The sequence below is a fragment of the Siphonobacter sp. SORGH_AS_1065 genome (assembly GCF_030818595.1).
Taxonomy (GTDB): Bacteria; Bacteroidota; Bacteroidia; order Cytophagales; family Spirosomataceae; genus Siphonobacter.
Genome location: NZ_JAUTAM010000004.1, coordinates 874,555 through 900,176 on the forward strand (window position 1 = coordinate 874,555; position 25,622 = coordinate 900,176).

Annotated in this window: 21 protein-coding genes and 1 pseudogene; 13 read left to right on the forward strand and 9 right to left on the reverse strand. The window is 45.6% G+C overall.

Translation table 11 applies throughout. The features are described 5' to 3' along the window. Positions 1 to 359 precede the first annotated feature (359 nt). The 4 genes from QE390_RS04370 to QE390_RS04385 all read left to right on the forward strand — a co-directional run bounded on the left by QE390_RS04370 (position 360) and on the right by QE390_RS04385 (position 6,406). On the forward strand, positions 360 to 785 hold the full coding sequence (locus QE390_RS04370) for a hypothetical protein (protein ID WP_307141244.1): 426 nt from the start codon (positions 360 to 362) through the stop codon (positions 783 to 785). A 7-nt stretch (positions 786 to 792) separates the two neighbouring features. Continuing rightward, positions 793 to 1,833, forward strand: coding sequence for an efflux RND transporter periplasmic adaptor subunit (locus tag QE390_RS04375; RefSeq protein ID WP_307141245.1), 1,041 nt, complete (start codon positions 793 to 795; stop codon positions 1,831 to 1,833). Between the two features lie 98 nt (positions 1,834 to 1,931). After that, positions 1,932 to 5,015, forward strand: a complete 3,084-nt coding sequence (locus tag QE390_RS04380) for an efflux RND transporter permease subunit (protein ID WP_106637765.1) — start codon at positions 1,932 to 1,934, stop codon at positions 5,013 to 5,015. Between the two features lie 74 nt (positions 5,016 to 5,089). Beyond that, positions 5,090 to 6,406 (forward strand): TolC family protein, encoded by a 1,317-nt coding sequence (locus QE390_RS04385; RefSeq protein WP_307141246.1) that lies wholly within the window; start codon positions 5,090 to 5,092, stop codon positions 6,404 to 6,406. Between the two features lie 93 nt (positions 6,407 to 6,499). On the opposite strand, the gene QE390_RS04390 is transcribed toward QE390_RS04385, so the two are convergent. The 3 genes from QE390_RS04390 to QE390_RS04400 all read right to left on the reverse strand — a co-directional run bounded on the left by QE390_RS04390 (position 6,500) and on the right by QE390_RS04400 (position 9,074). After that, positions 6,500 to 6,727, reverse strand: a complete 228-nt coding sequence (locus QE390_RS04390) for a hypothetical protein (RefSeq protein WP_106637763.1) — start codon at positions 6,725 to 6,727, stop codon at positions 6,500 to 6,502. A gap of 4 nt (positions 6,728 to 6,731) precedes the next feature. Then, complete coding sequence (locus QE390_RS04395) at positions 6,732 to 7,697, reverse strand: hypothetical protein (RefSeq protein ID WP_106637762.1); 966 nt, start codon at positions 7,695 to 7,697, stop codon at positions 6,732 to 6,734. A 162-nt stretch (positions 7,698 to 7,859) separates the two neighbouring features. Next, the gene (locus QE390_RS04400) at positions 7,860 to 9,074 is read right to left on the reverse strand and encodes a hypothetical protein (protein ID WP_307141247.1); all 1,215 of its coding nucleotides are present in this window, start codon (positions 9,072 to 9,074) and stop codon (positions 7,860 to 7,862) included. Between the two features lie 562 nt (positions 9,075 to 9,636). On the opposite strand from QE390_RS04400, the gene QE390_RS04405 reads away from it, so the two are divergent. Both QE390_RS04405 and QE390_RS04410 read left to right on the forward strand, forming a co-directional pair. After that, positions 9,637 to 10,023 (forward strand): hypothetical protein, encoded by a 387-nt coding sequence (locus tag QE390_RS04405; protein ID WP_307141248.1) that lies wholly within the window; start codon positions 9,637 to 9,639, stop codon positions 10,021 to 10,023. Positions 10,024 to 10,594: 571 nt separating this feature from the next. Beyond that, positions 10,595 to 13,586 (forward strand): annotated as a pseudogene (locus tag QE390_RS04410) (FAD-binding and (Fe-S)-binding domain-containing protein). 108 nt (positions 13,587 to 13,694) lie between these two features. On the opposite strand, the gene QE390_RS04415 reads toward QE390_RS04410, so the two are convergent. Further along, complete coding sequence (locus tag QE390_RS04415; RefSeq protein ID WP_307141249.1) at positions 13,695 to 14,207, reverse strand: GNAT family N-acetyltransferase; 513 nt, start codon at positions 14,205 to 14,207, stop codon at positions 13,695 to 13,697. Between the two features lie 556 nt (positions 14,208 to 14,763). On the opposite strand from QE390_RS04415, the gene QE390_RS04420 reads away from it, so the two are divergent. The 3 genes from QE390_RS04420 (at position 14,764) to QE390_RS04430 (ending at position 17,509) form a co-directional block, all read left to right on the forward strand. Then, positions 14,764 to 15,612, forward strand: coding sequence for a pirin family protein (locus QE390_RS04420; protein ID WP_307141250.1), 849 nt, complete (start codon positions 14,764 to 14,766; stop codon positions 15,610 to 15,612). A gap of 538 nt (positions 15,613 to 16,150) precedes the next feature. Next, positions 16,151 to 16,462, forward strand: coding sequence for a hypothetical protein (locus QE390_RS04425; RefSeq protein ID WP_307141251.1), 312 nt, complete (start codon positions 16,151 to 16,153; stop codon positions 16,460 to 16,462). 48 nt (positions 16,463 to 16,510) lie between these two features. After that, entirely contained in the window at positions 16,511 to 17,509 is a 999-nt protein-coding gene (locus QE390_RS04430; protein ID WP_307141252.1) for a radical SAM protein, read from the forward strand. A gap of 241 nt (positions 17,510 to 17,750) precedes the next feature. Here QE390_RS04430 and QE390_RS04435 read toward each other — a convergent pair whose 3' ends face one another. After that, positions 17,751 to 18,182 (reverse strand): nuclear transport factor 2 family protein, encoded by a 432-nt coding sequence (locus QE390_RS04435; protein ID WP_307141253.1) that lies wholly within the window; start codon positions 18,180 to 18,182, stop codon positions 17,751 to 17,753. 72 nt (positions 18,183 to 18,254) lie between these two features. Next, positions 18,255 to 18,587, reverse strand: coding sequence for a tRNA-binding protein (locus QE390_RS04440; protein WP_307141254.1), 333 nt, complete (start codon positions 18,585 to 18,587; stop codon positions 18,255 to 18,257). A gap of 854 nt (positions 18,588 to 19,441) precedes the next feature. Between QE390_RS04440 and tsaB the strand changes: the two genes are divergently transcribed. From tsaB to QE390_RS04460, 4 genes are all read left to right on the forward strand, one after another. Next, positions 19,442 to 20,131: a tRNA (adenosine(37)-N6)-threonylcarbamoyltransferase complex dimerization subunit type 1 TsaB gene (tsaB, locus tag QE390_RS04445; RefSeq protein WP_106637754.1), complete on the forward strand. Its 690-nt coding sequence runs from the start codon at positions 19,442 to 19,444 to the stop codon at positions 20,129 to 20,131. Between the two features lie 15 nt (positions 20,132 to 20,146). Next, positions 20,147 to 20,662: a DUF2480 family protein gene (locus QE390_RS04450; RefSeq protein ID WP_106637753.1), complete on the forward strand. Its 516-nt coding sequence runs from the start codon at positions 20,147 to 20,149 to the stop codon at positions 20,660 to 20,662. A gap of 233 nt (positions 20,663 to 20,895) precedes the next feature. Next, positions 20,896 to 21,498, forward strand: a complete 603-nt coding sequence (locus QE390_RS04455) for a DUF4254 domain-containing protein (RefSeq protein ID WP_307141255.1) — start codon at positions 20,896 to 20,898, stop codon at positions 21,496 to 21,498. 65 nt (positions 21,499 to 21,563) lie between these two features. Next, positions 21,564 to 22,619, forward strand: coding sequence for a glycosyltransferase family 9 protein (locus tag QE390_RS04460; RefSeq protein WP_307141256.1), 1,056 nt, complete (start codon positions 21,564 to 21,566; stop codon positions 22,617 to 22,619). Between the two features lie 99 nt (positions 22,620 to 22,718). Here QE390_RS04460 and QE390_RS04465 read toward each other — a convergent pair whose 3' ends face one another. The 3 genes from QE390_RS04465 to QE390_RS04475 form a co-directional block, all read right to left on the reverse strand. Continuing rightward, entirely contained in the window at positions 22,719 to 23,141 is a 423-nt protein-coding gene (locus tag QE390_RS04465) for an organic hydroperoxide resistance protein (protein ID WP_307141257.1), read from the reverse strand. Between the two features lie 15 nt (positions 23,142 to 23,156). Then, on the reverse strand, positions 23,157 to 23,594 hold the full coding sequence (locus QE390_RS04470) for a MarR family winged helix-turn-helix transcriptional regulator (RefSeq protein WP_373424555.1): 438 nt from the start codon (positions 23,592 to 23,594) through the stop codon (positions 23,157 to 23,159). A 150-nt stretch (positions 23,595 to 23,744) separates the two neighbouring features. After that, positions 23,745 to 25,403: an amidohydrolase gene (locus QE390_RS04475; protein WP_106637748.1), complete on the reverse strand. Its 1,659-nt coding sequence runs from the start codon at positions 25,401 to 25,403 to the stop codon at positions 23,745 to 23,747. Positions 25,404 to 25,622: the final 219 nt, after the last annotated feature.

Sequence of the window (25,622 nt, forward strand, 5' to 3'; positions counted from 1 at the left end):
CCAGCCATCCATAAGCCTAGTGGTTGGTGAGGACACCAACCACGGCGGAAGGCATCGGCATATATTTCCCTCCCATGGCTGGTGTCCTCACCAGACATTAATAAACCTAATGGTTGGTGAGAACACCAACCACGGCGGAGGATTGCCAATCCGAAAAAGTATAGCAATCGCGTCCCTACCAACTAATTCTCTTCCAGCGAAAAGCGGGTAGCTCTAACTTCCCGAAAATTACTTTTCTAGTAACCAAGCCTCATCACCAATCTCTCGGAGTTTCCCCTTCCGATTTGCTTTTTGACTTTTGTCAAAGACTCTGGCCTTAACTTTTAGGACCTTTGCCTCACCAATCCAGAGTAAAAGCCATGAATAAGTTATCTCAATTAATGAATACGTCTGATCAACCGAAGCCTTCGCTGGTATTTATTACCGGCGAAGCTTCAATTGATCAGGTCATTGAGCGGATCATTCCTTTGATTAAACAAGGATATATCATCCGCGTATTTTACTTATCCAGTGATCTTTCTTCCCATTTTTCTAACCCAACATTAAAGGGTTTAGAAAAAGACTTTATTACGCAGTTAAAAACCTATTACATTTCTATTGACTCCAGCCTTTATGACCCGGTGGTTGCCTTAGAAATGATTGAATCCTTTCTGAATAATTACGATAAAGAGCAACTACATTTCTTTTTATCCGATCAGGAAGAATGGAGTGATTGTATTCATCAACAATTGATTTTTTTAGGAGTAACTACCCATCAAATTAACCTTCTGGAAATTGCCAGTTAATCAAATTATGAAAACGAAATATTATCCTGCCCTGCTCATGGGATTGGTATTAGCGAGTTGCCAGTCCAAGCCGTCCACCGAAAACGTGGTTACTACCGAATCTGCCGTACCCGTTATTACACAGGCAGCCTCCCTTTCCTCCAGCGAAAGCCAGCTATCAATCAGTGGTAATGTAGAAGCAAACCGAACCGTGAAACTTGGCTTTCTTGTGGCGGGTAAAGTCAATTACATCGCGGCGGCGGAAGGCCAAATGGTGTCTGCCGGAAAGGTATTAGCCAGCCTTGACCCCACGAGCTATAAGCTTGGCGTTGATGCGGCTAATGCCAGCGTCAGCCAGACTCAGGATGAATATAATCGACTCAAGCTCATGCATGATCGCAATAGTTTGAGCGATGCCGATTTCTCTAAAATCAGCAATGGCCTCAAGCAGGCGGAAGCTCAGGCGGGCTTACAGAAAAAGAATTTGTCTGATACAAAACTATACACTCCCTTCTCCGGCGTATTACTGAAAAAGAATACCGAAATCGGTGAAATTGTGGGATCAGGAATGCCCCTGTTTATCGTTTCGGATATTCAGAAAGTAAAGGTAAACGCGGCCGTTCCAGAATCTGAACTTCGGAATGTAAAAATCGGGCAGAAAGCTCAGGTTTATATTTCTGCTTTGGATAGTACATTCACCGGAAAAGTCATTGAAGTAGGTTCGGCGGCAGATGCTACCACGCGATCTTTTTCGGCTAAAATTGAGGTTGGTAATCCGAAGTTATTAATTCGTCCGGGAATGATCGCTGAGATAAAATTACCCTCCGCTAAAAAGTCGGAATTCCTAAGCTTACCTACTGAAGCGGTACTTCGGGATACTGATAATTCCTCGTACATCTACGTAGCCGATCCGCAGAAAAAACAAGCATTTAAACGTCGGGTTTCCATCGGTCGGTTACAGGATTCAACGATTGAAATTACCTCTGGTTTACAAAAAGGTGAACTGGTTATTACGGGCGGCCAGCAGAAAATCCATGATGGTTCATCCGTAAGTTTTACGAATCCTTAATCTTAGGCCGTATAATCTCAATCGTTGTTTTGTTTCATCTTCTTAAAAGACCGATTTAATACGATTGATCTGATCTTTTCAATCGGTCTCCTATAGTCATGAATTTTGTTAAATCATCGCTAAAATATTCGCAGGTCACCCTGACGGTGCTACTGATGGTCTTTGCCGTCGGCGTGCATTCCCTCCTGACCATGCCCCGGCGTGAAGATCCTAAAATTACCATTCGTACGGGTCTGGTGCTGGCCTATTATCCCGGAGCTAACTCGGCTCAGGTGGAAGATCAGGTAACTAAAAAACTAGAACAGTATCTTTTTCAATTTGAGGAAGTTAAAAAGTCAAAAACCTTTTCCACGACCCGCGACGGAGCCGTTGTCATTAACGTCGAACTGGAAGATAAGGTCAAAGACCCCGATATTTTCTGGAGTAAACTTCGCCACGAGTTACTGATTGCCAAAAGTTTATCCCTACCCGAAGGCGTACGTGGCCCGATTGTTAACTCTGATTTTGGAGATACAGAAGCCTTGGTCATTGGAATTGAATCGGATAAAGCTTCTTACAATGAACTGAAAAGCTACACGCAAAAAGTGGAAGATCAGATCCGAACGCTTCCAGCCGTTTCTAAAATTAAACGCATTGGCGAGCAGAAAGAGCAGATTCTCATCACCAGTAATTCGGAAAAACTGGCTCAATACGGCATTCCCTTTACGCAGGTCATGAACGTTCTGAAATCGCAGAATGCCATTGGTCCTACGGGTAATGTAAAAACAGGCACCGCCGAAGTACCCCTTTACGCCAACGGTATTTATAATACGGAAAGTCAGATTGCCAGCCAGATCATCGGTACCTCCAAAACGGGGGAAGTGATTCGTCTGGGTGACGTCGCGACCATTACCCGCCAATATCAGGACCCCACCAGCACCACGACCGTGAATGGCCATAAAGCCCTGATGCTGGCCGTTGAAATGCACGAGGGAAATAACATTGTGAAGTTCGGCGATGAAGTGCAAGCTCAGTTGGAAGCCGTCCAGAAGTTATTACCATCCGAAGTAAAAATCACGACTATCGTTAACCAGCCGCATCTGGTCGATGAAAACGTGGGACACTTCATTCGGGAGTTTTTCCTGGCGATTGTTTCCGTCGTAATTGTAGTGATTTTGCTGTTACCCTTCCGCATTGCCACGGTAGCCGCCATGGCCATTCCCATGACGGTAGCCGTCACGTTTGCCTTATTACATGCCTTCGGAATCGAACTACATCAGGTATCACTGGCGGCTTTGATTGTGGTATTAGGAATGGTGGTGGATGATGCCATTGTTATTGCGGACAACTACGTAGAACTGCTAGACGAAGGCGTAGATCGCTGGACGGCAGCCTGGCGAAGTGCGAGTGATCTGGTCATCCCCGTATTGGCGGCCACGATTACCATTATTGCATCCTTCATGCCCATGGTTATTCTGTCGGGTTCGGTTGGTGAATTCATTTTTGCTCTGCCCATTACCGTAGCTATTGCCCTGGCGGCCTCGTTTATTGTCGCCATGATTTTAACACCGCTGTTGTGCTATACCTTCATTAAAAAAGGCTTGCACGATCCTTCGGAGGCGAATAAGAAAAAACGTACTTCCTTACTCGACCGGATGCAAAATGGCTATAATCAGGCGATTGACTGGTGCATGCGTCACTCGGGTATTACCATTGTGGGAAGTTTGGTAACGGTTGCTCTGGCGGGGCTATTATTCACGCAGATTCGTCAGAAATTCTTCCCCGCTGCTGAACGTAACCAGTTTGTAGTAGAACTCTGGATGCCCACGGGAACCCAATTGGATAAGACCAAATCGGCGATTGAGAAGATTGAAAGTGTAATCAAAAAAGAGGATCGGGTGACGAGTTACGCGACCTTTACGGGCACGAGTGCTCCCCGGTTTTACTATAACTTCTCACCCGAGGTTCCTGTTACCAACTACGCTCAGATTCTGATCAATACCAAGGATATCCCAACCACGCAAAGTCTGGCGGCGGATCTTTCCAAACAGGTAGACGCTCTGGTTCCTGAAGGCCGCCCTCAGGTAAAACTCATGCAGCAGGGAACGGTTACGAAAGCTCCCATCGAGGTTCGGATTGTAGGCGATGATCTGAATACGCTGAAATCCATCGGTTTGCAGGTAGATAGTATCATTCGCAGTACGCCCGGCAGTGCCATGATTCGCACCGATTTCATGGAGGATTATTACGGCGTAAACATTAACCTGAAAGGCGAAGCCAGCCGACTCGGATTTACGACATCCAGCATTGCTCAAACGGTTTACGCGGGTTTTAATGGAGCTCCGGTAACGACGATGTACGAGGGAAATACCCCCGTTGATTTAGTAGTTCGGCTGGATGAAGCCAATCGTCGCAACTTCGATGATTTACAGAATACGTATCTGCCCTCGCCGGTAACGGGAGCCAGCGTTCCACTGCGTCAGATTGCAGACTTACAACCCGCCTGGCAAACGGGCCGCATCATGCACCGCAATGGGGTTCGAACACTAACGGTTCAGAGTGAAACGGCGAATAACCTTTTGCCCTCGGAGCTGCTGAAATCCGTTCGTCCGAAAATTGATAACCTGAAGTTACCCGCCGGGTATCGCATCGAGTACGGCGGTGAATTTGAAGGCCAGAAAGAAACCTTTAGTCAGATGGTGGTAGTCATGGCCATTAGTATTGTGCTGATTTTTCTGATTCTGCTATTCCAATTCCGCAATATCAAGGAAGCTCTGCTGGTGATGTTAACTATTCCGCTGAGTCTGTTCGGAGCGGTTCTGGGTCTATTCCTCACCCATAATAACTTCGGTTTTACGGCTTTCGTTGGGCTCATTAGCCTTTCGGGAATTGTGGTTCGGAACGCGATTATCCTCGTCGATCATACCAACGAATTACTCAAGCACGGCATGGACATTCCTACCGCCGCCGCCGAATCCGGGAAACGACGGTTACGCCCCATTTTCCTGACGGCAATGGCCGCAGCCATTGGGGTATTACCCATGATTCTTTCGGGGTCACCGATGTGGAGTCCACTAGCCAGTGTGATTGCCGTGGGGGTAGTCTGGTCCATGATTATGGCCTTATTAACCGTGCCCGTTCTCTACGTCAAGATGATTAAACCGAAGGATAAAAAGTACATTCTGGAAGGAAATCACGCCTAATATTTCAACCCAACAGCCTGCCGAAGCGAAAAGGCATTCGGCAGGTTTTTCAAAGAAAACAAGACCTGAACGTCATGAAAAAGGTTCTTTTTTATAGTCTTCTGCTGATGAGTAGTTTTTACGCTCAGGCTCAGGAGGCCCTTACCCTGGATCAGGCCAAACGGATGGCCCTGCAAAGCAACCGTCTGGTAGGCATTCAAAGAGAGAAAGTTAAAGAAAACGAGTTGAAAGTGCTGGAAGCCAAAACCAAGAACAAACCCATGTTTCTGGCTTCGGGGACTTACCTTTTCAACGGAATCAAAAAAGACCTGGAACTTCCGATGGGAGCCTTCGGGCAGGTGGGCGGCACGTATCTTCCCCAGCAGAACATCCCGCTGTTCAAAGGCAAACATAACCTCTTACTGGGATCGGTAGCGGCCTATCAGCCCATTAGCCAATTGGGCAAAATCAAAGTAGGCGTTAAAGCCGCCGAAGCCGATGTCCGCATCGCAGAAACGCAGGTAAGCAAGGCCGAGCTGGAAGTATTACAAGGGGTTGAAAAGCTCTATTACGGAATGCTTATTGCCCAGAAACAACTCGACGAAGCCAACGCGAATGTGCAGCTGACGCAGGCTAAGTTATACGATGTTGAAAGTGCGTTACTGGCGGGCAAAACGGATGAAGTCTACAAGGTAGGTTTGCAGGCCGAGTTAGCCAACCAGCAACAAAAAGTCGTGCAGATTATAAACCAGATGGAAGATTACGCAGCCGATTTAAGAAATGTACTGGGTGTGCAGGATACCACCTCCTTTAAGCTGGCGGATGTACACGTGGAACCTGTTTCCATCCAAACGCTCGAAGCGTATCAGCAGGAAGCAAAAAATGCCAACCCGGACGTAAAACTGGCGAATCAGACGATTGAGAAAGTGAACTATGGGCTGGAAGCCGCCAAGAAGGATAAGTTACCCAACATTGGCGTAGTAGGCGGATATACGTATCAGAATGTGGTTTCTGATTTACCCAATAATAATTACTTTCTGGGCCTGAACCTCAGTTGGGATATTTATGATTTTGGCAAACGCAAATCGCAGGAGAATCAGCGACTTTCTCAGAAAAAACAGGCCGAAGAATACCTGGCATATACACAAGAGGATGTAGCCGCAAAAATTGGTAAAGCGTATCGGAAAATCACGCAATCGCAGCGGTTAATCACAGTAGCCAATCAAGCGGTTACGTTACGCCGGGAAGAAGTACGGATGAAAACAAACGCCCGGGAGGCGGGATTAAAACTGGAGAAAGATTTACTGGAATCAAAAGTAAATCTGGCGAAAGCAGAACAGGATTTATACTCGGCTCAACTGGCGTATCGACTGGCCGTTGCAGAAATTAATACATTAACCGGAACGCGGTAACCTTCGCAGAAGAATACTTTATTAGCAAAAACGGCAGCAAAAAAGTTGTCGTTTTTTTATTGCCTAACAACAAGCAACGATGACCTAACAACGCTATTTCAAGGCATAAGCCTGAGCCGGATTTCCTTTTTCCAGCTTAATTCGTACGCCATCGATTTCGGAAGGAATTCGTTTTTCCCATTCCGCACCGAAACTTCTGACTCGGATGAGAATGTATTCTTTTTCGTTCTCCCGCCGAATCGAAACCCCTAGAAACTCCTGTTTGTCACAGAGTTGCCGGGAAAGTTCTTTTTTTATTTCACCTACCGTACTCATTTTCATAGCATTATCCGAATGTAACGTTCAAAGCTTTCAGGACCTGGGCAATCGGATTGGCGAAAGTCAGATTCCCGTCTCCGGCGAATAACAAACCAACCACTAATCCCGTTCCAGCCTGTAAAATAAGTGAACCGGAATCGCCTGGTTGTGAGAACGAACTACCGTTTTCACTTTCAATCTCCAGTTGGTCAATGAAATAGGCCTGTTTGTGCCCGAAACTTACGGGTAAATCCGTGGTTAACGAAACAATTTTTCCTTTCGTAAAACCCGTCGTTCGACCGTATTTCACGACTTCCATCCCGTACGTAGGGACGGTAATGCCCGTAATGGCAGGCAAAGCCGGATTCGATGGAGGAAAGGTAGTGGAAATCAATGAATTATCCAAAGGTTCTGCCAAAGCTGCGTCTACTTCATTAGAACCCGAAAAGTCAATAGGCACAAATCGGGCCAGTTTAGCTACCTGATCTTTCGCTGTCCCGCCATCCCGACTGCCGGGTTGCCAGATTGCATCTCCCGGCGTGGCTTCATTTCCATTGGCAAAGACGTGGTTATTACTCAGCCAGAACGGTTTGCCTTCGTCATAAACCACCCCTCCCAGTGTACCCGCCGAAACCTGATTGTGGCCGATAGAAATACCGTAAGGCAAAGGTCGCTGACGGGTTTGAATAGGGCCGTTTAAAGCCCTGATGCGGTCAGTAGCTACGAGTCGCAAATCGGTCTCTTCTACCTCCAGCACCTGCATGAGAGCTTTTACTTCTTCTGCGGATAAAGGCTTTTGTAACAGAATCCGCATGTGGTAATCATCAAGTCCGTCCCGCCCAATACCGATCCCTGCAATGGCCGGTGGTTGCATCAGGTTATGACTCGTCTCTAAAACGGACTCCAGCCCAAAAGCTCTGATAATTTTATGTTGAGAGGCCAGTAATTGACCCGATAAAAGATTTTTAGCTTCAACTGCTTTCTGATAATCCATTACTCTGGGTTGAAATGGTTTGAGGTACTTACTTAATGGTTTGAGGAAGTTTGAGTAACGCGTTTGATAGAAAAGTTCGAGAGTTTGATTAAAGGTTTGACGTTTGATTGGACTTTGCTTGGCAAACGTTATCAAACTACATCAAACATAGTCTAATCAAACTCAGGTAAATGAAGCCCGGCTGCTTAGTTTATCCGCTCGGATTAATTGCCCATCCGACTGAAACAGCATATAATTCAATTCCACCGAGGCATGATACTCAATCTCTGCATTCCACCAGAGTCGCTTGGTAATCTGATATGCTCCCTTCGAACTCACCTGCAAACGAAGGTGATAGGCTGAGTTATTCATTAGTAACTGGGACAACTGTTCCAGCGGTTGAATCATAAAGGCGTTTTCCCTAGTTCCCTCCTGCTTCAGTTGAACATGAGTGGTCTGGATAACCGTCAAAGCGGCCTGCAAGTCGTTCCATTCTTGGGTAAGTTGTTGCAGGCGAAACTTTCTTTCATCCGTATCAGCCCAGGTGTGCAGACGTTCCAGCAACCCCGGCACAGCCTCCGCTGCTTCTGCCGCCAATTGAAGCGATTGAGCTAACGAATGCCACTGTTCTACAAAAGGTGAAGTCACTCCGGTTTTATAGACGGGGTATAACTTCGGGTAGTAAATTTCCAGCTTTAATCCGGCCCTTAAGGCTTCTTTTTGCAGTAATGCCACCGCGTCCTCTTCCGTTAGTAAGGAAGACTGACTGCGAATGTCTACCTCCTTTTTAAATAACTGCACCAGATCGGCGACCGATTTGACAATTCCGCTGGCCAGAGCGGGTACAGCAATCAACCCAATTCCTACGTTTTGCGACTCAGCTAAGGGTTGGTTTTCCAGCCAGGCATTCGCCCGTCGGATGATTTGTTGGGTACGCTGAAAAACTTGTTCAGATGCTTTATGAAGTGATTGGATCTGATCCAGCAACAGGCGATAGTGATGAACAGCCCAGGCATCCTGCTCCTGATAAATAATGAGCTGTGACGACTGAAGATTTACCTGATCGCCGAGCCATTGCTGAATCAGGCTTCGCAGTTGCTGATTAACGGAATCCAGTATTTGCGGGAAAACGACCCCTTCACCGACGGTCAAGCCCCCACTAGGAAGGGTAACGGGCGTTGCCGGAGTTTCCGTCAGGCTAGTGAGGGATTTCAGTTTACCCACTTGAGCAGCTACTGTTTCTTCCAGTGCCAGGTCTCGCCGGGCCTGCCGAATGGCTCGTTCGCCTTCGGCCATTTGCTTTTCCGCTTCAATCCGTTCGGCTTTTGCTTTGGCTAAAGCGGCCTCCTTCTGAGCTTGCTTTAAAGGATCGTCTCCGGCTTGTTCTGGATATGCCATGTACTACTAGAGGTTAAGGTTCGGTTGTTTTCCGGCTGTGTTTCCAAATTAGAACAAACCGCTGGCTCAATCAAACGATCCCCGCGTTTTATTCGGTCGAGCGACTAAAATCTACGGATAATAGCGGAGCTCAGACCTCCACTTCCTTCATTTTTCACGAAAGATTAACCTTCGGGTAACATTCATTTTTCTTCTTTTTTCTTGACTCAACCAAGAAATTATTGGCTATTGAGAAGATTCAAAGGTCCATTTGCCTTTCATCCCGATTAATCATCCGTTCATCCTCGATTTAGATAAAAAAGCCTTTTGCTTGCAACGCTGGCCGTTTCCATCGCATCATTGGTACGTAATTCAAACGAAAAGTAAGGCTTGAGTTAGTAAACGAATACTACCATTCATCACACTAGATAGCCACACATACTACTTTGTATTACATAGTACCTTCCAGTCCATTATCTTTGAATCATCAATCAGGGCAAAACACCCGAAATTGATAAAGCCATGAAATTCTAAAAACATAACACGAACCTTTTTGTCAAACCAGTATCAATTTATAAAAGCCATGAAAACTTCAATCAAATCCATCTTCGTTGCTGCTCTTGTTGCTCTTTCTTTCGTTAGCGTAAACGCTGCTTCTCTGGAAGATCCTAAAGAAACCGCTAAAGCCTCTTACGCCGTTAATGTCTTCAAAGGCAAAGAAGGTAAAGTAAACTTCCTGTTGGAAAAAGTTCAGGGTAAAAAACTGAATGTAACGCTCCGCAACGGTAAAGGTGAAATTCTCTTTAATGAAAATATTACGAAGAATGCAAAAGGTTACGCCCGTCGTTTTGACGTAGCCAGCCTGGCCGATGGGACTTACTCCATTGAAGTATCTGACGGAGAAACAAAACTGAAAAAAGACTTCGTCATCAGCACGGATCAACCTTCTCGTACGATTGCAGTAAACTAATTTTTTATGAACGAGTAAAACGTGGTAGGTATGCAGCTGTTCTCTCATGATAGTCCTGGGCCGTAAGGTCTGGGACTATTTTTTTGCCAGCATTTCCCGGGTTATCAACCGAGGATATCCGAATGTCACGCCCCAGTAACTGCCCCTTACGTATTATTGATTTTCGTTCGTCCGCGTTTTCTAATCTACACTCCCTGTCACTCAGAGCGAAGGACCTTCCCTCGTTCTCAGAGAAATTGTCTAAAAGAAACATACACCTCTTACCCATAAGGTCTCTCACTTCGTTCGAGATGACCGACAGGGGTATACTGGTTCGGATTTATTCCGCTCTTTCGGATTTGCAATCCGAAAGCAAATCTGTCAGGGATTTATCATCCCGCAGTAACGTTAATCCCTTCATTACCTTAACCAGAAGCGATCAATCGCGTCTCTGCAATAGAGTTTATCCGTGGCTTCAAAAGAAAACCATCTCCAAATAATCTTTTGTAAAAAGCAAAAACTGAAAATGGTAATACCGTAAACTATTCACCCGATCGGTTACCTTTGTAGCCCCGAAGCAATAAAACGAATCATGACTACAGCAACGGATCGATTAATTACGAAGTCCTCAGTTCCGACCGAAGCTCTCCGTGACCTTGCCACCCAACTCGAAGGCGAATTCTACTACGACGAAACCATGCGTACGCTTTACGCTACTGATGCTTCAGCGTACCGGGAATTTCCAACGGCGGTGGCCCTTCCTAAAACGCAGGAAGATCTAAAAATCCTTATCGCTTTTGCCCGTCAGCATCGCACTTCGCTCATTCCCCGTACCGCCGGAACCTCACTGGCGGGTCAGGTAGTTGGAGCGGGTATCGTGGTAGACGTTTCCAAATATTTTACTAAAATCCTGGAAATAAATCCACAGGAAGGTTGGGTGCGGGTGCAACCCCGGCGTCGTTCGCGATGAACTGAACCTTTTTCTGAAACCCTACGGATTTTTATTCGGCCCCGAAACCTCTACGGCCAACCGGGCCATGATTGGAGGAATGGTAGGGAATAACTCCTGCGGTTCTAACTCCGTGGTTTACGGTTCCACGCGGGAGCACGTGATGGAAGTTAAAGCCCTTCTGGCCGACGGCTCGGAAGCTACCTTTGGTTCCCAGGCTTCTCAAAGTCCGTTCATTCAGTCTTTATTGAAGAAAAGTAATGCGGTTGAAGGCCTTTCCAATTCTCTGGAAGCGAACATTTACCGTCAGACTTTCGATATCCTTTCGAATCCAGATAATCAGCAGGAAATTCGGAAGAACTTCCCTAAACCCAGCATCGAACGCCGGAATACGGGTTATGCCCTGGATATGCTCCTGAATTGTGAGCCTTTCACGCCCGGCGGCATGGATTTCAACTTCTGTCAACTGATTGCAGGTTCGGAAGGAACGCTCTGTTTTCTAACGGAAATCAAACTGCATATTAACCCGCTGCCTCCCAAAGAAGCCGGACTGGTTTGTGTGCACTTTCATTCGGTGGATGAAGCTCTGCGGGCGAACATCATCGCCATGCAGTACAAGCCTTCGGCGAGTGAGCTGATTGATCACTATATTCTGGAGTGTACCAAGGAAAACATCGAACAGAGTAAAAACCGTTTCTTCGTACAGGGTGATCCGGGAGCAATTCTGGTCGTTGAATTCCGTCGGGAAACGCAGGAAGAAGTACTGGAAGTAGCCGCCCGAATGGAAGCGGAAATGAAGGCGGCCCATCTGGGTTACCACTTCCCTATCCTTTTTGGTGCGGATACCGGTAAAATCTGGACTTTGCGTAAAGCTGGATTAGGCTTGTTATCCAACCTGCCCGGCGACGAAAAAGCCGTAGCCGTGATTGAAGATACCACGGTGGATATTCATGATCTACCCGATTTTATTCGGGATTTCAATGAAATTCTGGCTCAGAATAACATGAGTGCCGTACACTATGCTCACGCAGGTTCGGGTGAGATTCACTTACGGCCCATCATTAACCTAAAAACGAAAGAGGGAAATCAGCAATTTCGCTTAATTGCCGAAGAGATTGCCCGACTGGTAAAGAAATACGACGGTTCGCTTTCGGGTGAACACGGCGACGGTCGTCTGCGGGGCGAGTTTATTTCCTGGATGGTGGGTGATAAGAATTACGCTTTAATGAAAGAGGTAAAGCGTATGTGGGATCCAGAGAACATTTTCAATCCCGGCAAGGTCGTGGATACGCCTCCCATGGATACCTTCCTGCGGTACGAACCTGGTCAGGAAACACCGGAGTTCAAAACCTTTTTCCGGTATCAGAATCAGAATGTTTTGCAACATGCTGAGCAATGCAACGGCTCGGGTGATTGTCGCAAGACCGAGCTAAGCGGAGGTACCATGTGCCCTAGTTTCATGGCAACGCGAAACGAAAAGGAAACCACGCGGGCACGGGCCAATATTCTCCGGGAATTTTTAACCAACTCTACGCAAACCAATCGCTTCGCCCATGAGGAAATCAAGGAAGTACTGGATTTGTGTCTGCTTTGTAAAGGTTGCAAGGCTGAATGTCCTTCCAATGTGGACATGGCTAAGCTTAAAATGGAATTTCTGCAACATTACTATGAGGAGAAAGGTATTCCGCTGCGTTCCCGACTGGTAGCAAACTTTACCTCCCTTAATAAGCTGGCAAGTTTGGCTCCCTGGGCCTACAACGGCATTTTTGATACCCCTGCTCTTAGACGCGTCGCTAACCGGATGGTAGGCTTCCATCCCGACCGGACGATGCCATTACTGGCCAAACAGACCTTTACCAACTGGTGGAACAAAGAAGGGAAATCGAAAAACTCGCAGGGCCGGAGCTTCTACTTGTTCGCGGACGAATTTACTAATTATAATGACGTTGAAGTAGGTAAGAAAGTCGTACAACTCTTTGAACGACTGGGTTATAACGTGATGCTTCCCGGCGAAAATATGCAATCGGGACGGCCTCAGTTATCGAAAGGATTACTGAAAATGGCCAAGGAAGTAGCCAACCGCAACGTTCGACTGCTTCGCACGCTTATTACCCAGGAAACGCCACTGGTGGGTGTTGAACCTTCTGCGATTCTTACCTTCCGGGATGAATATCCTGATCTGGTGGACGACGATCTGGTAAACGATGCCAAAGCCATTGCTTCTCACGTGTACACCTTTGAAGAGTTTCTGGCTCAGGAGCTGGACGCGAAACGCATCAAAGCCGACCAGTTCACAACCGAAAAACGACTCATTAAACTGCATGGGCACTGCCAGCAGAAAGCGATGAGTTCGCTCGTGCCGAGTAAGAAAATCCTGTCCTTACCGGCCAACTACGAAGTACAATTGATTCCTTCGGGTTGCTGTGGCATGGCAGGTAGTTTCGGTTACGAAGCCGAGCATTTTGACGTTTCGATGAAAATTGGCGAGCTGGTTTTATTTCCAACGATTCGAAAACAGCCCGAAGAAGTAATCATCGCCGCAGCCGGTACCAGTTGCCGCCACCAAATCCACGACGGAACGGGCCGCAAAGCCCTGCACCCAGCGGAAATTTTGTGGAATGCACTAAAAAAATAAAGTAATAAAGGCGACTCTGTGAGTCGCCTTTATTGTTTGAGATGCCTAAGGTTTCAAAGCCCAGATGGCTTTCGGATTGTAATTCAGCCGGGACGATAAGAATAAAATTTACCTCAGATCGCTTTCAATTTTATAGATCACCCCTTTGTTCGATTGGTCAAAATCAAACTCTTTCACAAAGGCAAGGCCCACCTTCTCCAGCACTTTGATGGAAGCGATATTTTCTACCCTAGCTCGTCCAATAATCGTTTTTAGTTTTAACGCATTAAACCCATAGTGAATACAGGCCTTTGCACTTTCGGTAGCATACCCCTTATTCCAGTGCTCTTCAAAAAACCTGAAACCAATATCCGTTTCTCCTAAACTTCTATCATACTTAAGTCCACACCAGCCTAGAAATGCATGGGTTGATTTGTGAATCACCGCCCATCTTCCAAAACCATTTATTTCATAGTCCTTATAGTTTTCAAGAAATTCCTGAGCTTCCTCTATACTCGCGAATGCTGAATTTCCTGTATATTTTATGACGTTGGGGTTAAGATTTAATCGATAAAAATTTACGGCATCGCTTGCATCCCATTCCCTCATTAGTAGCCTATTGGTTTCTAAAATTATTTTCATACTCTATAAAATTGCCTAAGCTTTTACTATCAACATAATACCCGCCTTCGCTCCGCAGTCGCTCGGCTTTGCCGAGTGACCACCTAGTTGTAGGCCTCTGGCCGTCTTTCGCGAATAAATATAGGTGACCAAGTACTTACTTGTCCCAAAGGTCTTTTAATACCACCCGGCCAGAGACCTATAGCTATTTCGTTACTCGGCAAAGCCGATCAACTACAAGTAGATGTGTTTTTCTGTAATGTAGAGACGCGACTTCATCGCGTCTACTCGGGGAATAAAGATCCATTTCAATCGTAACAAAAGCAGCCTCTACCCAGACGCGATGAAGTCGCGTCTCTACCTAATCTACAGTTACTCAGCTCTGCCGAGTGTAAATACGAAGGTCTTGGATGCGAATGCATAGGGAGGATTTTACTAAAAATGTCAGAAACTTGATATGCAAAAACCTTTCCCTCTACATGACCAATTCGCATTACCCCATTCACAAAATAAGCTTAGCCTTTTGAACTAAAAACCATCAAATTTTGATATATATGTATATACATACATTTTAATCATGACCTTACGATCCATCCATAAAATCATTCATCCTCAGCCTCGACCCATGGGTCCGCTGACGATGCATCAGCCACTTCCAGCCGCGGGACTTGATCAGATTGATCCTTTTCTGTTATTGCACCACCACGGTCCGCAGGTATTTCCGGCTCATAACAATGGACTTCCTTTTTCGCCTCACCCTCACCGGGGTTTTGAAACAGTTACTTTCATTTACGAAGGCGATGTACAACACCGGGATAGCAGCGGCTTTGCCAGTACGATAAAAAAAGGGGGCGTTCAATGGATGACAACGGGAAGCGGACTGGTTCACGCCGAAGAATCCTCAGAGGAATTTCTCGAATCGGGTGGCCCTGTTGAGTTAATCCAGCTTTGGACGAATTTGCCCGCTCGTTATAAAATGGTGAAACCGAACTACACGGGTTTACAGGAACAGGACATTCCCTTAGCCTCTGTTGATAAAGGCTCAGTAGCCGTTATTTCTGGAGAATGGAATGGCATAAAAGGCCCAATTCAACCGCTCATTGACCTTTCCCTTGCGAATGTAAGTCTGCAAACGGGTGGCTCTTTTACCCGAACTATTCCCGCCCAACAGAACATTTTGTTTTACCTACTCAATGGTTCAATCATCGTGAATGGCCGGGAAGTCAATAACCGTTCTTTAGTACAATTCGCTAACGATGGTGATGAAATTACGGTGGAAGCCACCAGCGATTCCCGCATTCTGATTGGTTCTGCAGAGCCTTTAAACGAACCTGTTGTAGCACACGGGCCTTTTGTGATGAACACCTACGAAGAAATTCAACAGGCCATTACGGATTATCAACTGGGTAAAATGGGCGTGTTGTAATGAGGAGTTAACCATCTTTTGCTTTACTTCGCTTACTATTCAATAAAATAGAGCGGTCCTGAAACTAGGTTTCAGGACCGCTTTTCTATATCGATTGCACATGACAACCCTCAACTAACTTTATACGCCTGTCTATCCAGCAATACCCATTTCCCTTTTTCCTTTATCCAGGTCAGTAATACCCCAATTTCTACGCTCTTTCGGATTTGTAATCCGAAAGCCATCTGTCAGGGATTTATAATCCCAATTAGTACCTAAAACCGTTGGTTTCATCTTATTTAAGCTCAGATGAATGTCAGTCTGTGACTGACGGCAGATGTTGAATAAGAATCTGTCATCACGAACGAAGGGAGGGCTCTTCCTTTTCGCATTTCTAATAAGGAATAACTAAACTCTTAATTTTTGTTTCTAAAAGAGCAACCACTCTGTTTCCCGTTAAATTTTTTCTTCGACTAACCTATAGAAATAATCATCAGGTTGTTTCATACGGAACCCCTGCCGTCCTCTATCAGGGACTACCTTTTAATCAACCTTTACAATGGAAGATGTAAAAAATTTTGAGACCGCTCTCCTCAAACGGCTTTCACACGCCGAGTTCGACAAAGAGTTTTTACGTTCGGCTTCCGGTTCAATCGTGGAAATGCGGAAAATGGGGTTCGATATCCACGAAGCCTTTCCGAAAGGGAAAATCCGATTTGACAGAGTCTTTATTAAAGGTCAATTTCCTCCAGACATGATTCCGAAACTTGGAGATGCATTTAAAATCAATGGCTTAAATAGATTTGATGTTTTCCCAATTGGTATCCTGTCACCTGACCTCTATCGTTTCCAGCTTACATTAAAAATGTAGCAAATGACGACTAACAACGTTTCACAACGTTCTGAACCGGACCGGCCTATGTCGGTCCGGTTCAGAACCATTCAGATTCATCCAACCCGGAAATGCAATCTGACGTGTCTACACTGCTATTCTTCCTCGTCTCCGCACCTGAAAGAAATGCTCGACCCGGCAGCTCTCAGCCGTTTTTTGGCGTATGCTCGTCATGAAGGCTTCAATACCATTTCCGTATCAGGCGGGGAACCGTTCATGTATACACATCTGGAAGAAGTGCTGGCATTTGCCCAGGCAGAAGGATTTAATACGGGCATTGCTACTAATGGCATGTTGCTAAAAACCGATCGGGCCCGGCGAATTTTGAAACATGCCGATATCGTAGCCGTAAGCATCGATGGTCCCGCAGATCTGCATGATTTCATACGGGGCCAACAGGGAGCATTCGATAAAATGCTCGAAGGTGTCGAGGTATTGAAACAACACAACAAACCCTTTGGATTTATTCATACGGTCACGCCCGAAAGCTGGTCGTCATTAATCTGGCTGGCCGATTTTGCGTATGAGCAGGGAGCTCAACTGTTGCAACTGCACCCACTGGAAATGGCCGGACGGGCAGGCGAAAAGTTATCCGGTCACAAAATTGACGATACGCTGGCTCATCAGATTTTTATTCTAAGTCATTACATCAAGTCGAAATACGCCAACCGTATGCTGGTACAGCTGGATTTACTTCACCGGGAGTACATACGAACGTTTCCCGAAATCGTGAATATGTTTGCCGCGGGTACGCCCAAAAATCCCCGACTTTCGGATGTGCTGGATACGATTGTGGTAGACGAACGAGGCCGTATCATTCCGGTAGCGTATGGGTTTAATGAGAACTTGATTATCGGAAATGTGCATAACTTTTCGGATACGATTTTCACAGATTATCTAAATCAACAAATGCCTGTATTGCAAAGTATTTTCGACCAAACCATGCAAAAAATCAATTCAGAAAATCAATTCGATATTGTGAACTGGAACGAAATTCTGATCAACGAAAGTACCCAAGCCGCTTAATTATAGACAGAATTACCCAAAAGCTTTTCCACTGAAATGTATACGGGGTCAATGGGTAGGTACCTTTGATCCTTAACTATTCCAATTGTCTTCTTTTAGACTTAAAACAGCTAGGATGTAATTGGCATTAATCGTTAGTTAACCATCTTTTGCTTTACTTCGCTTACTGTTCAATAAAATAAAGCGGTCCTGAAACTTAGTTTCAGGACCGCTTTTCTATATCGATTGCACATGACAACCCTCAACTAACTTTATACGCCTGTCTACCCAGCAATACCCATTTCCCTTTTTCCTTTATCCAGGTCAGTAATACCCCAATTTTCACCTGGCCTGCCTGACCTTTGTTGGCCGTTTCGCCAGTAAGAATATGCCTTACCAAGGCCGTATTACCCACAATCGTAATGGTTTGATCAGTCAGGGTAATGGACTTGAAAACAGAATTTCCATTCGTCAAATTATTAACAAACGCCGCCTTATCTTCCACGATACCGCTGGAATGTCCATAATTCAATTGGTTGTTGGTGATGGCGTTTAGGGCACGTTTATCCCCTTTGATCATCGCCGCTTTGAGTTGTTCTACGGCTTCGGCTACTGCTGTCTCGTCTTTCGACTGAGCCTGACTCGCAAAAGCGATCAGTACCAGACTCAGGTATAACACAATCGTTTTCTTCATCACAAAAGATATTTTATTTGTCGAGGTATGTTTAAACAAGGACGGTAATAAACGCCCGCTCCCCTTGTTTTCCTAGATCAGTCTCGTGCCGTTAGGAACTATACGTTCAGGTTGGGAAAGTACAATATTCCCCTGCTCATCCGCAAAACCGGTTACGAGCACTTCGGAGAAAAAGTTAGCAATCTGCCGAGGCGGGAAATTTGTCACCGCGATTACCTGTTTACCTACCAATTCTTCTTTCGTATACAAAGCTGTAATTTGAGCTGAAGAACGTTTTTCGCCAATTTCCGGGCCAAAATCAATGAGTAACTGGTAGGCAGGTTTGCGGGCTTTGGGAAAGCCTTCTACTTGAATGATAGTACCCACTCTGATTTCCACGGCCTCAAATTCATTCCAGGTAATCATGCTGTAAAGAGATTAAGTAATGTCATAAAACGGGCTTGCGAAGAAAGCTACGTTTTTGCTATTCAACATAAAAAAAGGCTTTCCCTAGCGGAAAGGCCTCTTGTAGGAAATTAATGAATCCTCTAAAAATAAAGTCTCCGATCCGAGAAACCCGAATCGGAGAGCGGCGTCTATCCAACCCACGTTATACCCGATCTGCAGACGCAGCGAGATCGAGTGAGATTATTATGAATGCCCTGAGGGCGATCAATTCGAATTAATACCTAAATGAATAGTACAATTTGATTTTCTAATATCCTCCATCCTAGGCGATGGTGTATTCCGGTCTCAAGCTGTGTCATTTGTTCTGCAACATTACAAGTTTTTTCTCAATTTGCTACGCTTGTATCCTATTTTTTTTTGTAAAAATGTAAAATAACTGACCATGGAATAGTAGACAAAAGTACTTACCAAAAAAGTAGTGATTCATTTCAAAACCAAATGGTTCGACTCAAAACTAACAAAACTCAATAGATAATCTATGTAAAAACATACTTTAACGGAAAAATTATAAAACCTACCCGTTGTGCATATAAACAAAATCGGAGATGGCTGGCGGGCGTTTGGACAGCTAATCGCTGTATTTTACATCAAAATGATCAGCCTATTCGAAAGTTTTGCGAGGGGAAAGGTTTAGATTTAGTCTTGTTTCATGCCTTTATCCTGATGGAATGGTTATACGCACAACGGGTATAAAACCTATGAATTAGATGATTGACAATTAAAACCCATTTTATACCGCCGTTTTAGCCTAATCCATATTTCTTTGCTGGCGACTAGTATGTTCAAGCCCCCGGCTACTGTAATTTTGCAGCATGCTTATTCTTTCACTAGACACGTCAACGCAGGTTTGTTCGGTTGCTCTTCACCAGAACCGTGAATTACTAGGATGCTATGAACTCCTTACGGAAAAGACGCATTCGTCCATGCTCACGACCCTGCTGGACCATATCGTAACACAAGCCGGCTTTTCACTGGCTGATCTAGACGCCATCGCCGTAGCCAAAGGACCAGGCTCCTACACAGGGTTACGTATTGGCGTGTCCACGGCCAAAGGGTTATGCTTCGCTCTCGACAAACCGCTTATTGCCATTGATACCCTTCAAGCCATGGCAGCTCAGTTACGCGATTTTTATCCGGAATCGCACGTCTTATGCCCCATGATTGATGCTCGTCGCATGGAAGTATATTGTGCCCATTACCAGTCCGTCAGTCTGGAATGTCTACGAGAAACAGCCGCTGAAATTATCGACGAACGTAGTTTCGAGGAACTTTTAAAGGAGCGACCCGTTGTATTCTTTGGAGATGGAGCCGCCAAGTGCAAACCGGCGTTAGCCCAACAGGCCCATGCGTTATTTCCATCTCAATTGATTTATCCTTCGGCTAAAACAGTCGGATACCTGGCAACGGATGCATTTCAGCGTCAGCAATTTGAGGACCTGATTACGTTTGAGCCTTATTATTTAAAAGAATTTATGGGTACCAAGCCCAAACCAAAATTATAATCATTCCAAGGTCAGATGGAAACGCCGGAAATCATTAATCGGGTAGCTAATTCGGGCATCAAGAGCCTGGATCTGGAAGAATATTACCATCAGGGAGAGCGGATTATCTACGATCTGAAGGATAACCTTTTTATGGAAGCCATTCTTCGCGAAAAGGATTTCCGCGAATTTCTGAAGAACCATGACTGGAGTCAGTACGCTGATAAAAACGTAGCTATTATCTGCTCGGCAGATGCGATTGTTCCCACCTGGGCCTACATGTTGCTGGCCGTGCATTTAGAGCCTTACGCTCATCAATTTGTTTTCGGGGATTTACAGGCTCTGGAAGACCGACTTTTTCAGGATGCCCTATCTCAGATTAATCCACAAGACTACGAAGGAGCTCGTGTGGTAGTGAAAGGTTGCAGTACCTATCCCGTCCCGATTTCAGCTTACGTGGAAATTACCCGCAAACTTCGCCCCGTGGTTCAAACGCTTATGTTTGGCGAACCCTGTAGTACAGTTCCACTCTATAAGAAAGCTAAAAAGTAAAAAGCGGACTGGCGAAATGGACAAGCTCCAGAAGTGAGACACTACTCGGGAGCACTCCATTTCGCCAGTCCGCTTTTGTTACTAGTCCCTTCATCCAAACTGGTCAGAAAATTCCTCTATCCGCATTCCTAATAGCTAGGAATCAGTTGAATCTGACGTTTTCGTGCCGATCTATATCTATATATTGGTTCGTAGTTAGTTCTTTTCAATATTTTTGTGGAAAGTTTTACTGCATGAATGCTCCATTAGCTAACGACATTTTCCGTCAGAGTATAAATGATTACCATCGCACGGACCACGTTGATACTCCTTTAAATAACCCCTACGATTCAGGCACGATTGAGTCCTACCTCTATCATAAAAACTGGATCGACACCGTTCAGTGGCATCTGGAAGATTTGATTCGTGATCCTCATATCAATCCCGCTGAACTAGTGGGTATTAAACGCCGTATTGACGCCTCGAATCAGGATCGGACGGATATGGTGGAAAAAATGGATGACTGGTTTATGGCTTTTTTCGGAGAAATTGCCCGAAAACCAAACGCTCGCCTGAATTCTGAAACGCCCGCCTGGTTACTGGATCGGATGTCCATTCTTCAGCTTAAGATTTACCACTTCCGCGAACAGGCCGAACGCTCGGATGCGTCGGAAGAACATATTGCAAAGGCAAAACAGAAGCTTCAGCTTTTACTTGAACAGGAACAGGATTTAGCAAGCTGTTTCGATGAGCTTTTGGAAGATATTCGGGAAGGCAATCGGTATATGAAGGTTTATCGTCAGATGAAAATGTATAATGATCCGGCTCTGAACCCGGTGCTATACCAGCAGAAATAATTTCACAACGAGTTAATCTATCAAAGCCGAAGTCCTGCGTACCTACTCGGGGTGATGGCTAGCGAATGAAACAATTAATCATTTTTCGGTTCTCGGCGATGGGCGATGTGGCCCTGTTAACTCCGGTTGTACAGGCCATTGCCCGGCAATACCCCGATCGGCAATTAACCGTAGTCACCCGTCCCAAACTGGCGGCTTTCTTTGAAGGAATGGCTGGTGTGAAGGTGTTTCCTGCCGATTTACAGGGTCGTCATAAAGGCATTAAGGGCCTGTATCAGCTTTACCGCGATTTGAAAAAAGGGGGTGAGATTGAATACGTAATTGATACGCACCAGAACCTGCGAACGTCCATCCTCAAATCATTTTTTGCTCTTTCAGGCGTTCGTTTTACCACTATCGACAAAGGGCGATCCGATAAAAAAGCCCTGACTCGTCCTGAAAATAAGGTATTGAAGCCCTTACCTCACAGCATTGAAAGGTATTTGCAAACCTTTGAGAAAGCAGGCTATAAAGCTCAGATAGCCGCACCTCCCTATTTTTCATTAACGGCTCAAGGTGAATTAGAACGGTTTTTGCAGGACCAGGCTATTCCGGCAAAATCTACTGATATGCAATGGATTGGACTAGCTCCTTTTGCTCAGCATAAACAAAAAATGTGGCCTTTTGACCGCATGCAGAAAGTGCTTGAGCTCATTACCCAGCAACAGAACGTTCGCATTTTTCTGTTCGGCGGTGGTGAGGTGGAAATCGCCCAGTTAAGGACCCTGGAGCAAGCGTTTCCACAGGCAAAGGTGGTAGCGGGTAAGTTGTCCTTTCAGGGGGAATTAACGCTTATCCATCAACTTGATTTAATGATTTGCATGGATTCCAGCAACATGCACCTGGCTACGCTGAACGGTGTTCCCGTGGTTTCTATTTGGGGGGCCACGCATCCTTTTGCGGGTTTCGGTCCCTGGATGCAATCAGAAGAAAATATGGTACAGGTATCTACGGAAGAGCTCAGTTGCCGCCCTTGTTCCGTTTTTGGCAATAAACCCTGTGCTCGAGGGGATTTGGCCTGTCTGGACTGGATTACCCCAGAAACCGTAGCCAACCGAGCCTTAGCATTACTACAACATTAATACCACAAAAAGCCTCCTGCAAAGAATGCAGGAGGCTTTTTCTTAGGTGAGGTTCACTCAAGACCCTCAACCCCAAAACTCTATACGCATAAAGTTTATTTAACTGGCAGTTACCTGTAAGGTCACTTCTACATTGTTACGGGTGGCATTTGAGTAAGGGCAAACCTGATGAGCCTTCTCCACCAATGCTTCCGCCGTAGCCTGATCTACTCCCGGAATAGTTACATCCAGCGTCACCGCCAGACCAAATCCTCCCGCATCGTTTTTACCGATACTCACTTCGGCCGTAACGGTGGTTGTGCCTGTTTTTACTTTTCCAGTGCGAATAATCAGATTTAATGCACTATCAAAACACGCAGCGTAACCCGCTGCAAATAATTGTTCAGGGTTAGAGTAAGCTCCACCGGAACCTCCCATTTCTTTGGGAACGCGAACTTCCATATCCAGCACTCCATCACTTGATTTAACCTGACCGTTGCGGCCGCCCGTGGCCGTAGCCTGAGCTGTATACAATTTTTCCATGGCGTTTGTTTTCTATTAAATGGGATTCGAATGATTGGTTAATAAGGCCTGAAGCTGATTACGTAATTGTACCGCCTGCTCAATTTCCATATTCATGCAACTGATTAACTGGTTAGGAATATCAGATGCTTTGTTTTTTAATTGCTTGCCAGCCTCCGTCAGGGTTACGTTCACGACCCGTTCATCGGCTTTATCCCGCGTCCGCAGCACCAGTTCTTTCTCCTGCATGCGTTTAAGTAGAGGGGTCAGTGTTCCGCTGTCCAGCCAAAGCTTTTCACCCAATTCTTTAACGGTAGCGGACTCTTTCTCCCACAAGACCAGCAAAACCAGGTATTGGGGATACGTCAGCGACAATTCTTCCAACATGGGACGATACACCGACGTAATGAGCCGGGAAGCCGCGTAAATCGGAAAGCAAAGCTGATTATCTAATTTCAGGTGTTCCATAATGATTAAGTGGTTCAAATATATTGTACACAATTTAATTTTAAACAATTTATTTATAATTATTTTATTCTGATGAGCTAAATCACTAACATTCAGATTATTGTATTCATAAAAAAAGAGCCTCGGGGCGAGGCTCTTTTAGGGTATTCATTTAATTTATTCTTTACCGGTCTTTTCTGCTTTGGGTTTTTCCTCTTTGGGACGCACCGTTGGATACTTAATTCCTAACTGCTCCAGATACGATTTATACTTGCTTGGATCGTAGTAATACTTCTTCATTTTTTCGCGATACTCCGCCATGATTTCCGTGTTTAGGTGAACGGCAGGCTTATCTGTCTCCCGAACCAGCGGCTCGTATTTCATATCTTTGGTTTGCACGTTGGTATAGTAATCCCAGGATTTTTTAATCAAATCAGGGTTAACCAGTAAATCCAGAATGGTCATGGCCTCTACCTTCGCTCCCGCCGTAACGCCTTTATGAGCAATTGGGGTAGCCATCGAAATGGCATTTGCCCAGTGGTGACCGGGTAAGCCCGGAATGTTGGAAGGGTAACGCAGCACAATCGTCGGCATAGACCAGGCAATGTCGGCAATATCATCCGAGCCGCCGCCCAGAGATACGGCGGGAGGCTCAATTGTGCTATCAATTTTTGTCGCTAAACCATTTTTTTCCGGTGACATTAATTCCTCTTGTAGTGCTTTTGCCAACGTCTGATCTTCCGTCGACCAGGTAGGTAACCCTACCCGCTTGATGTTTTGGAAGGTTACTTCCGCCATAGGCTTGTTGAAGTGCCCCGGCCAGGCCGAACCCAGAATTTCATAAGTGTATTTAGTATCGGTCATGATGGAAGCTCCTTCGGCCATTTTCACGCCGTAGTCAAACAGTTGCTTGATTTTATCATAACTACGTTCGCGGAAGTAATACCAGACCGAAGCTTTGGACGGAACCACGTTAGGCTGATCGCCACCGTCTACAATGACGTAATGTGAGCGTTGAGTGGGTAATAAGTGTTCACGTTTGAAGTTCCAGCCGATGTTCATCAACTCTACGGCATCCAGAGCACTGCGACCCCGCCAGGGAGCACCGGCGGCGTGGGCGGCGGCTCCTTCAAAATTAAACTTCACCGAGACTAATCCGTTATTACCTACGTCACCATACGTTACGCCCAGATTATTACCGACGTGCGTGAAAATACAGGCATCTACATCTTTGAAATAGCCGTCTCGGATGTAATATGCTTTTGTTCCTACCTGCTCTTCTGCAACGCCCGGCCAGAGCATCAAGGTGCCGGAAATTTTCTCCCGTTCCATGATTTTCTTCAGGGCCAGAACGGCGGTAATGTTCAAGGGATTACCCGAGTTATGCCCTTCTCCATGGCCAGGAGCACCTTCGATGATGGGGTCGTGATACGCTACACCGGGTTTTTGCGAAGCTTTGGGAATACAGTCAATATCGGAGCCTACCGCGATTTTAGGTTTGCCCGTTCCCCAGGTGGCCGTCCAGGCCGTGGGAATGCCTCCGATGCCTCTCTGGATGGTAAACCCGTTTTTTTCTAAAATCCCGGTCAGGTATTTAGAGGTTTCGTGTTCCTGAAAACCCAATTCCCCGAAACTGAAAACCATGTCATTCATTTCGGCGGAAAAGTCTTTCATCTTGTCGATTTCCACTAACAATTCCTGCTTTAGTGATTCCAGTTTTTTAGCCGGAATCAGCAGATTTACCGAAGCCTCGGGAGCTTTCTTTTTGCTTTGAGCTTCCACTTTTCCCAGCCCTAAGCCCAACAGGGCCAATCCACAAAGTAGTGATCGTTTCATAGGTAGTTTGGTTAAGATGTGTTTATCGTTGTTGGTGGGTTGTTCCTAGTTGTTAGGTTTTACCCGCACTAGCGATTTTTAGTTATGGGTTGATGGGTGTTAGTTTTCATCCACTGCTGGCTTTTGCTGGTAGCGAATGGTTCATTCTCCATAACTTATATGAATCACTATAACCATTGATAACTTTAATTCTTTTTCTCTAAGAGCCTAAGCTAGTGC

What these genes read in the sequence shown, in the direction of transcription:
- QE390_RS04370 (WP_307141244.1), top strand. Translation starts at nt 360, where the DNA reads ATGAATAAGTTATCTCAATTAATGAATACGTCTGATCAACCGAAGCCT.
- QE390_RS04375 (WP_307141245.1), top strand. Translation starts at nt 793, where the DNA reads ATGAAAACGAAATATTATCCTGCCCTGCTCATGGGATTGGTATTAGCG.
- QE390_RS04380 (WP_106637765.1), top strand. Translation starts at nt 1,932, where the DNA reads ATGAATTTTGTTAAATCATCGCTAAAATATTCGCAGGTCACCCTGACG.
- QE390_RS04385 (WP_307141246.1), top strand. Translation starts at nt 5,090, where the DNA reads ATGAAAAAGGTTCTTTTTTATAGTCTTCTGCTGATGAGTAGTTTTTAC.
- QE390_RS04390 (WP_106637763.1), bottom strand. Translation starts at nt 6,727, where the DNA reads ATGAAAATGAGTACGGTAGGTGAAATAAAAAAAGAACTTTCCCGGCAA.
- QE390_RS04395 (WP_106637762.1), bottom strand. Translation starts at nt 7,697, where the DNA reads ATGGATTATCAGAAAGCAGTTGAAGCTAAAAATCTTTTATCGGGTCAA.
- QE390_RS04400 (WP_307141247.1), bottom strand. Translation starts at nt 9,074, where the DNA reads ATGGCATATCCAGAACAAGCCGGAGACGATCCTTTAAAGCAAGCTCAG.
- QE390_RS04405 (WP_307141248.1), top strand. Translation starts at nt 9,637, where the DNA reads ATGAAAACTTCAATCAAATCCATCTTCGTTGCTGCTCTTGTTGCTCTT.
- QE390_RS04415 (WP_307141249.1), bottom strand. Translation starts at nt 14,207, where the DNA reads ATGAAAATAATTTTAGAAACCAATAGGCTACTAATGAGGGAATGGGAT.
- QE390_RS04420 (WP_307141250.1), top strand. Translation starts at nt 14,764, where the DNA reads ATGACCTTACGATCCATCCATAAAATCATTCATCCTCAGCCTCGACCC.
- QE390_RS04425 (WP_307141251.1), top strand. Translation starts at nt 16,151, where the DNA reads ATGGAAGATGTAAAAAATTTTGAGACCGCTCTCCTCAAACGGCTTTCA.
- QE390_RS04430 (WP_307141252.1), top strand. Translation starts at nt 16,511, where the DNA reads ATGTCGGTCCGGTTCAGAACCATTCAGATTCATCCAACCCGGAAATGC.
- QE390_RS04435 (WP_307141253.1), bottom strand. Translation starts at nt 18,182, where the DNA reads ATGAAGAAAACGATTGTGTTATACCTGAGTCTGGTACTGATCGCTTTT.
- QE390_RS04440 (WP_307141254.1), bottom strand. Translation starts at nt 18,587, where the DNA reads ATGATTACCTGGAATGAATTTGAGGCCGTGGAAATCAGAGTGGGTACT.
- tsaB (WP_106637754.1), top strand. Translation starts at nt 19,442, where the DNA reads ATGCTTATTCTTTCACTAGACACGTCAACGCAGGTTTGTTCGGTTGCT.
- QE390_RS04450 (WP_106637753.1), top strand. Translation starts at nt 20,147, where the DNA reads ATGGAAACGCCGGAAATCATTAATCGGGTAGCTAATTCGGGCATCAAG.
- QE390_RS04455 (WP_307141255.1), top strand. Translation starts at nt 20,896, where the DNA reads ATGAATGCTCCATTAGCTAACGACATTTTCCGTCAGAGTATAAATGAT.
- QE390_RS04460 (WP_307141256.1), top strand. Translation starts at nt 21,564, where the DNA reads ATGAAACAATTAATCATTTTTCGGTTCTCGGCGATGGGCGATGTGGCC.
- QE390_RS04465 (WP_307141257.1), bottom strand. Translation starts at nt 23,141, where the DNA reads ATGGAAAAATTGTATACAGCTCAGGCTACGGCCACGGGCGGCCGCAAC.
- QE390_RS04475 (WP_106637748.1), bottom strand. Translation starts at nt 25,403, where the DNA reads ATGAAACGATCACTACTTTGTGGATTGGCCCTGTTGGGCTTAGGGCTG.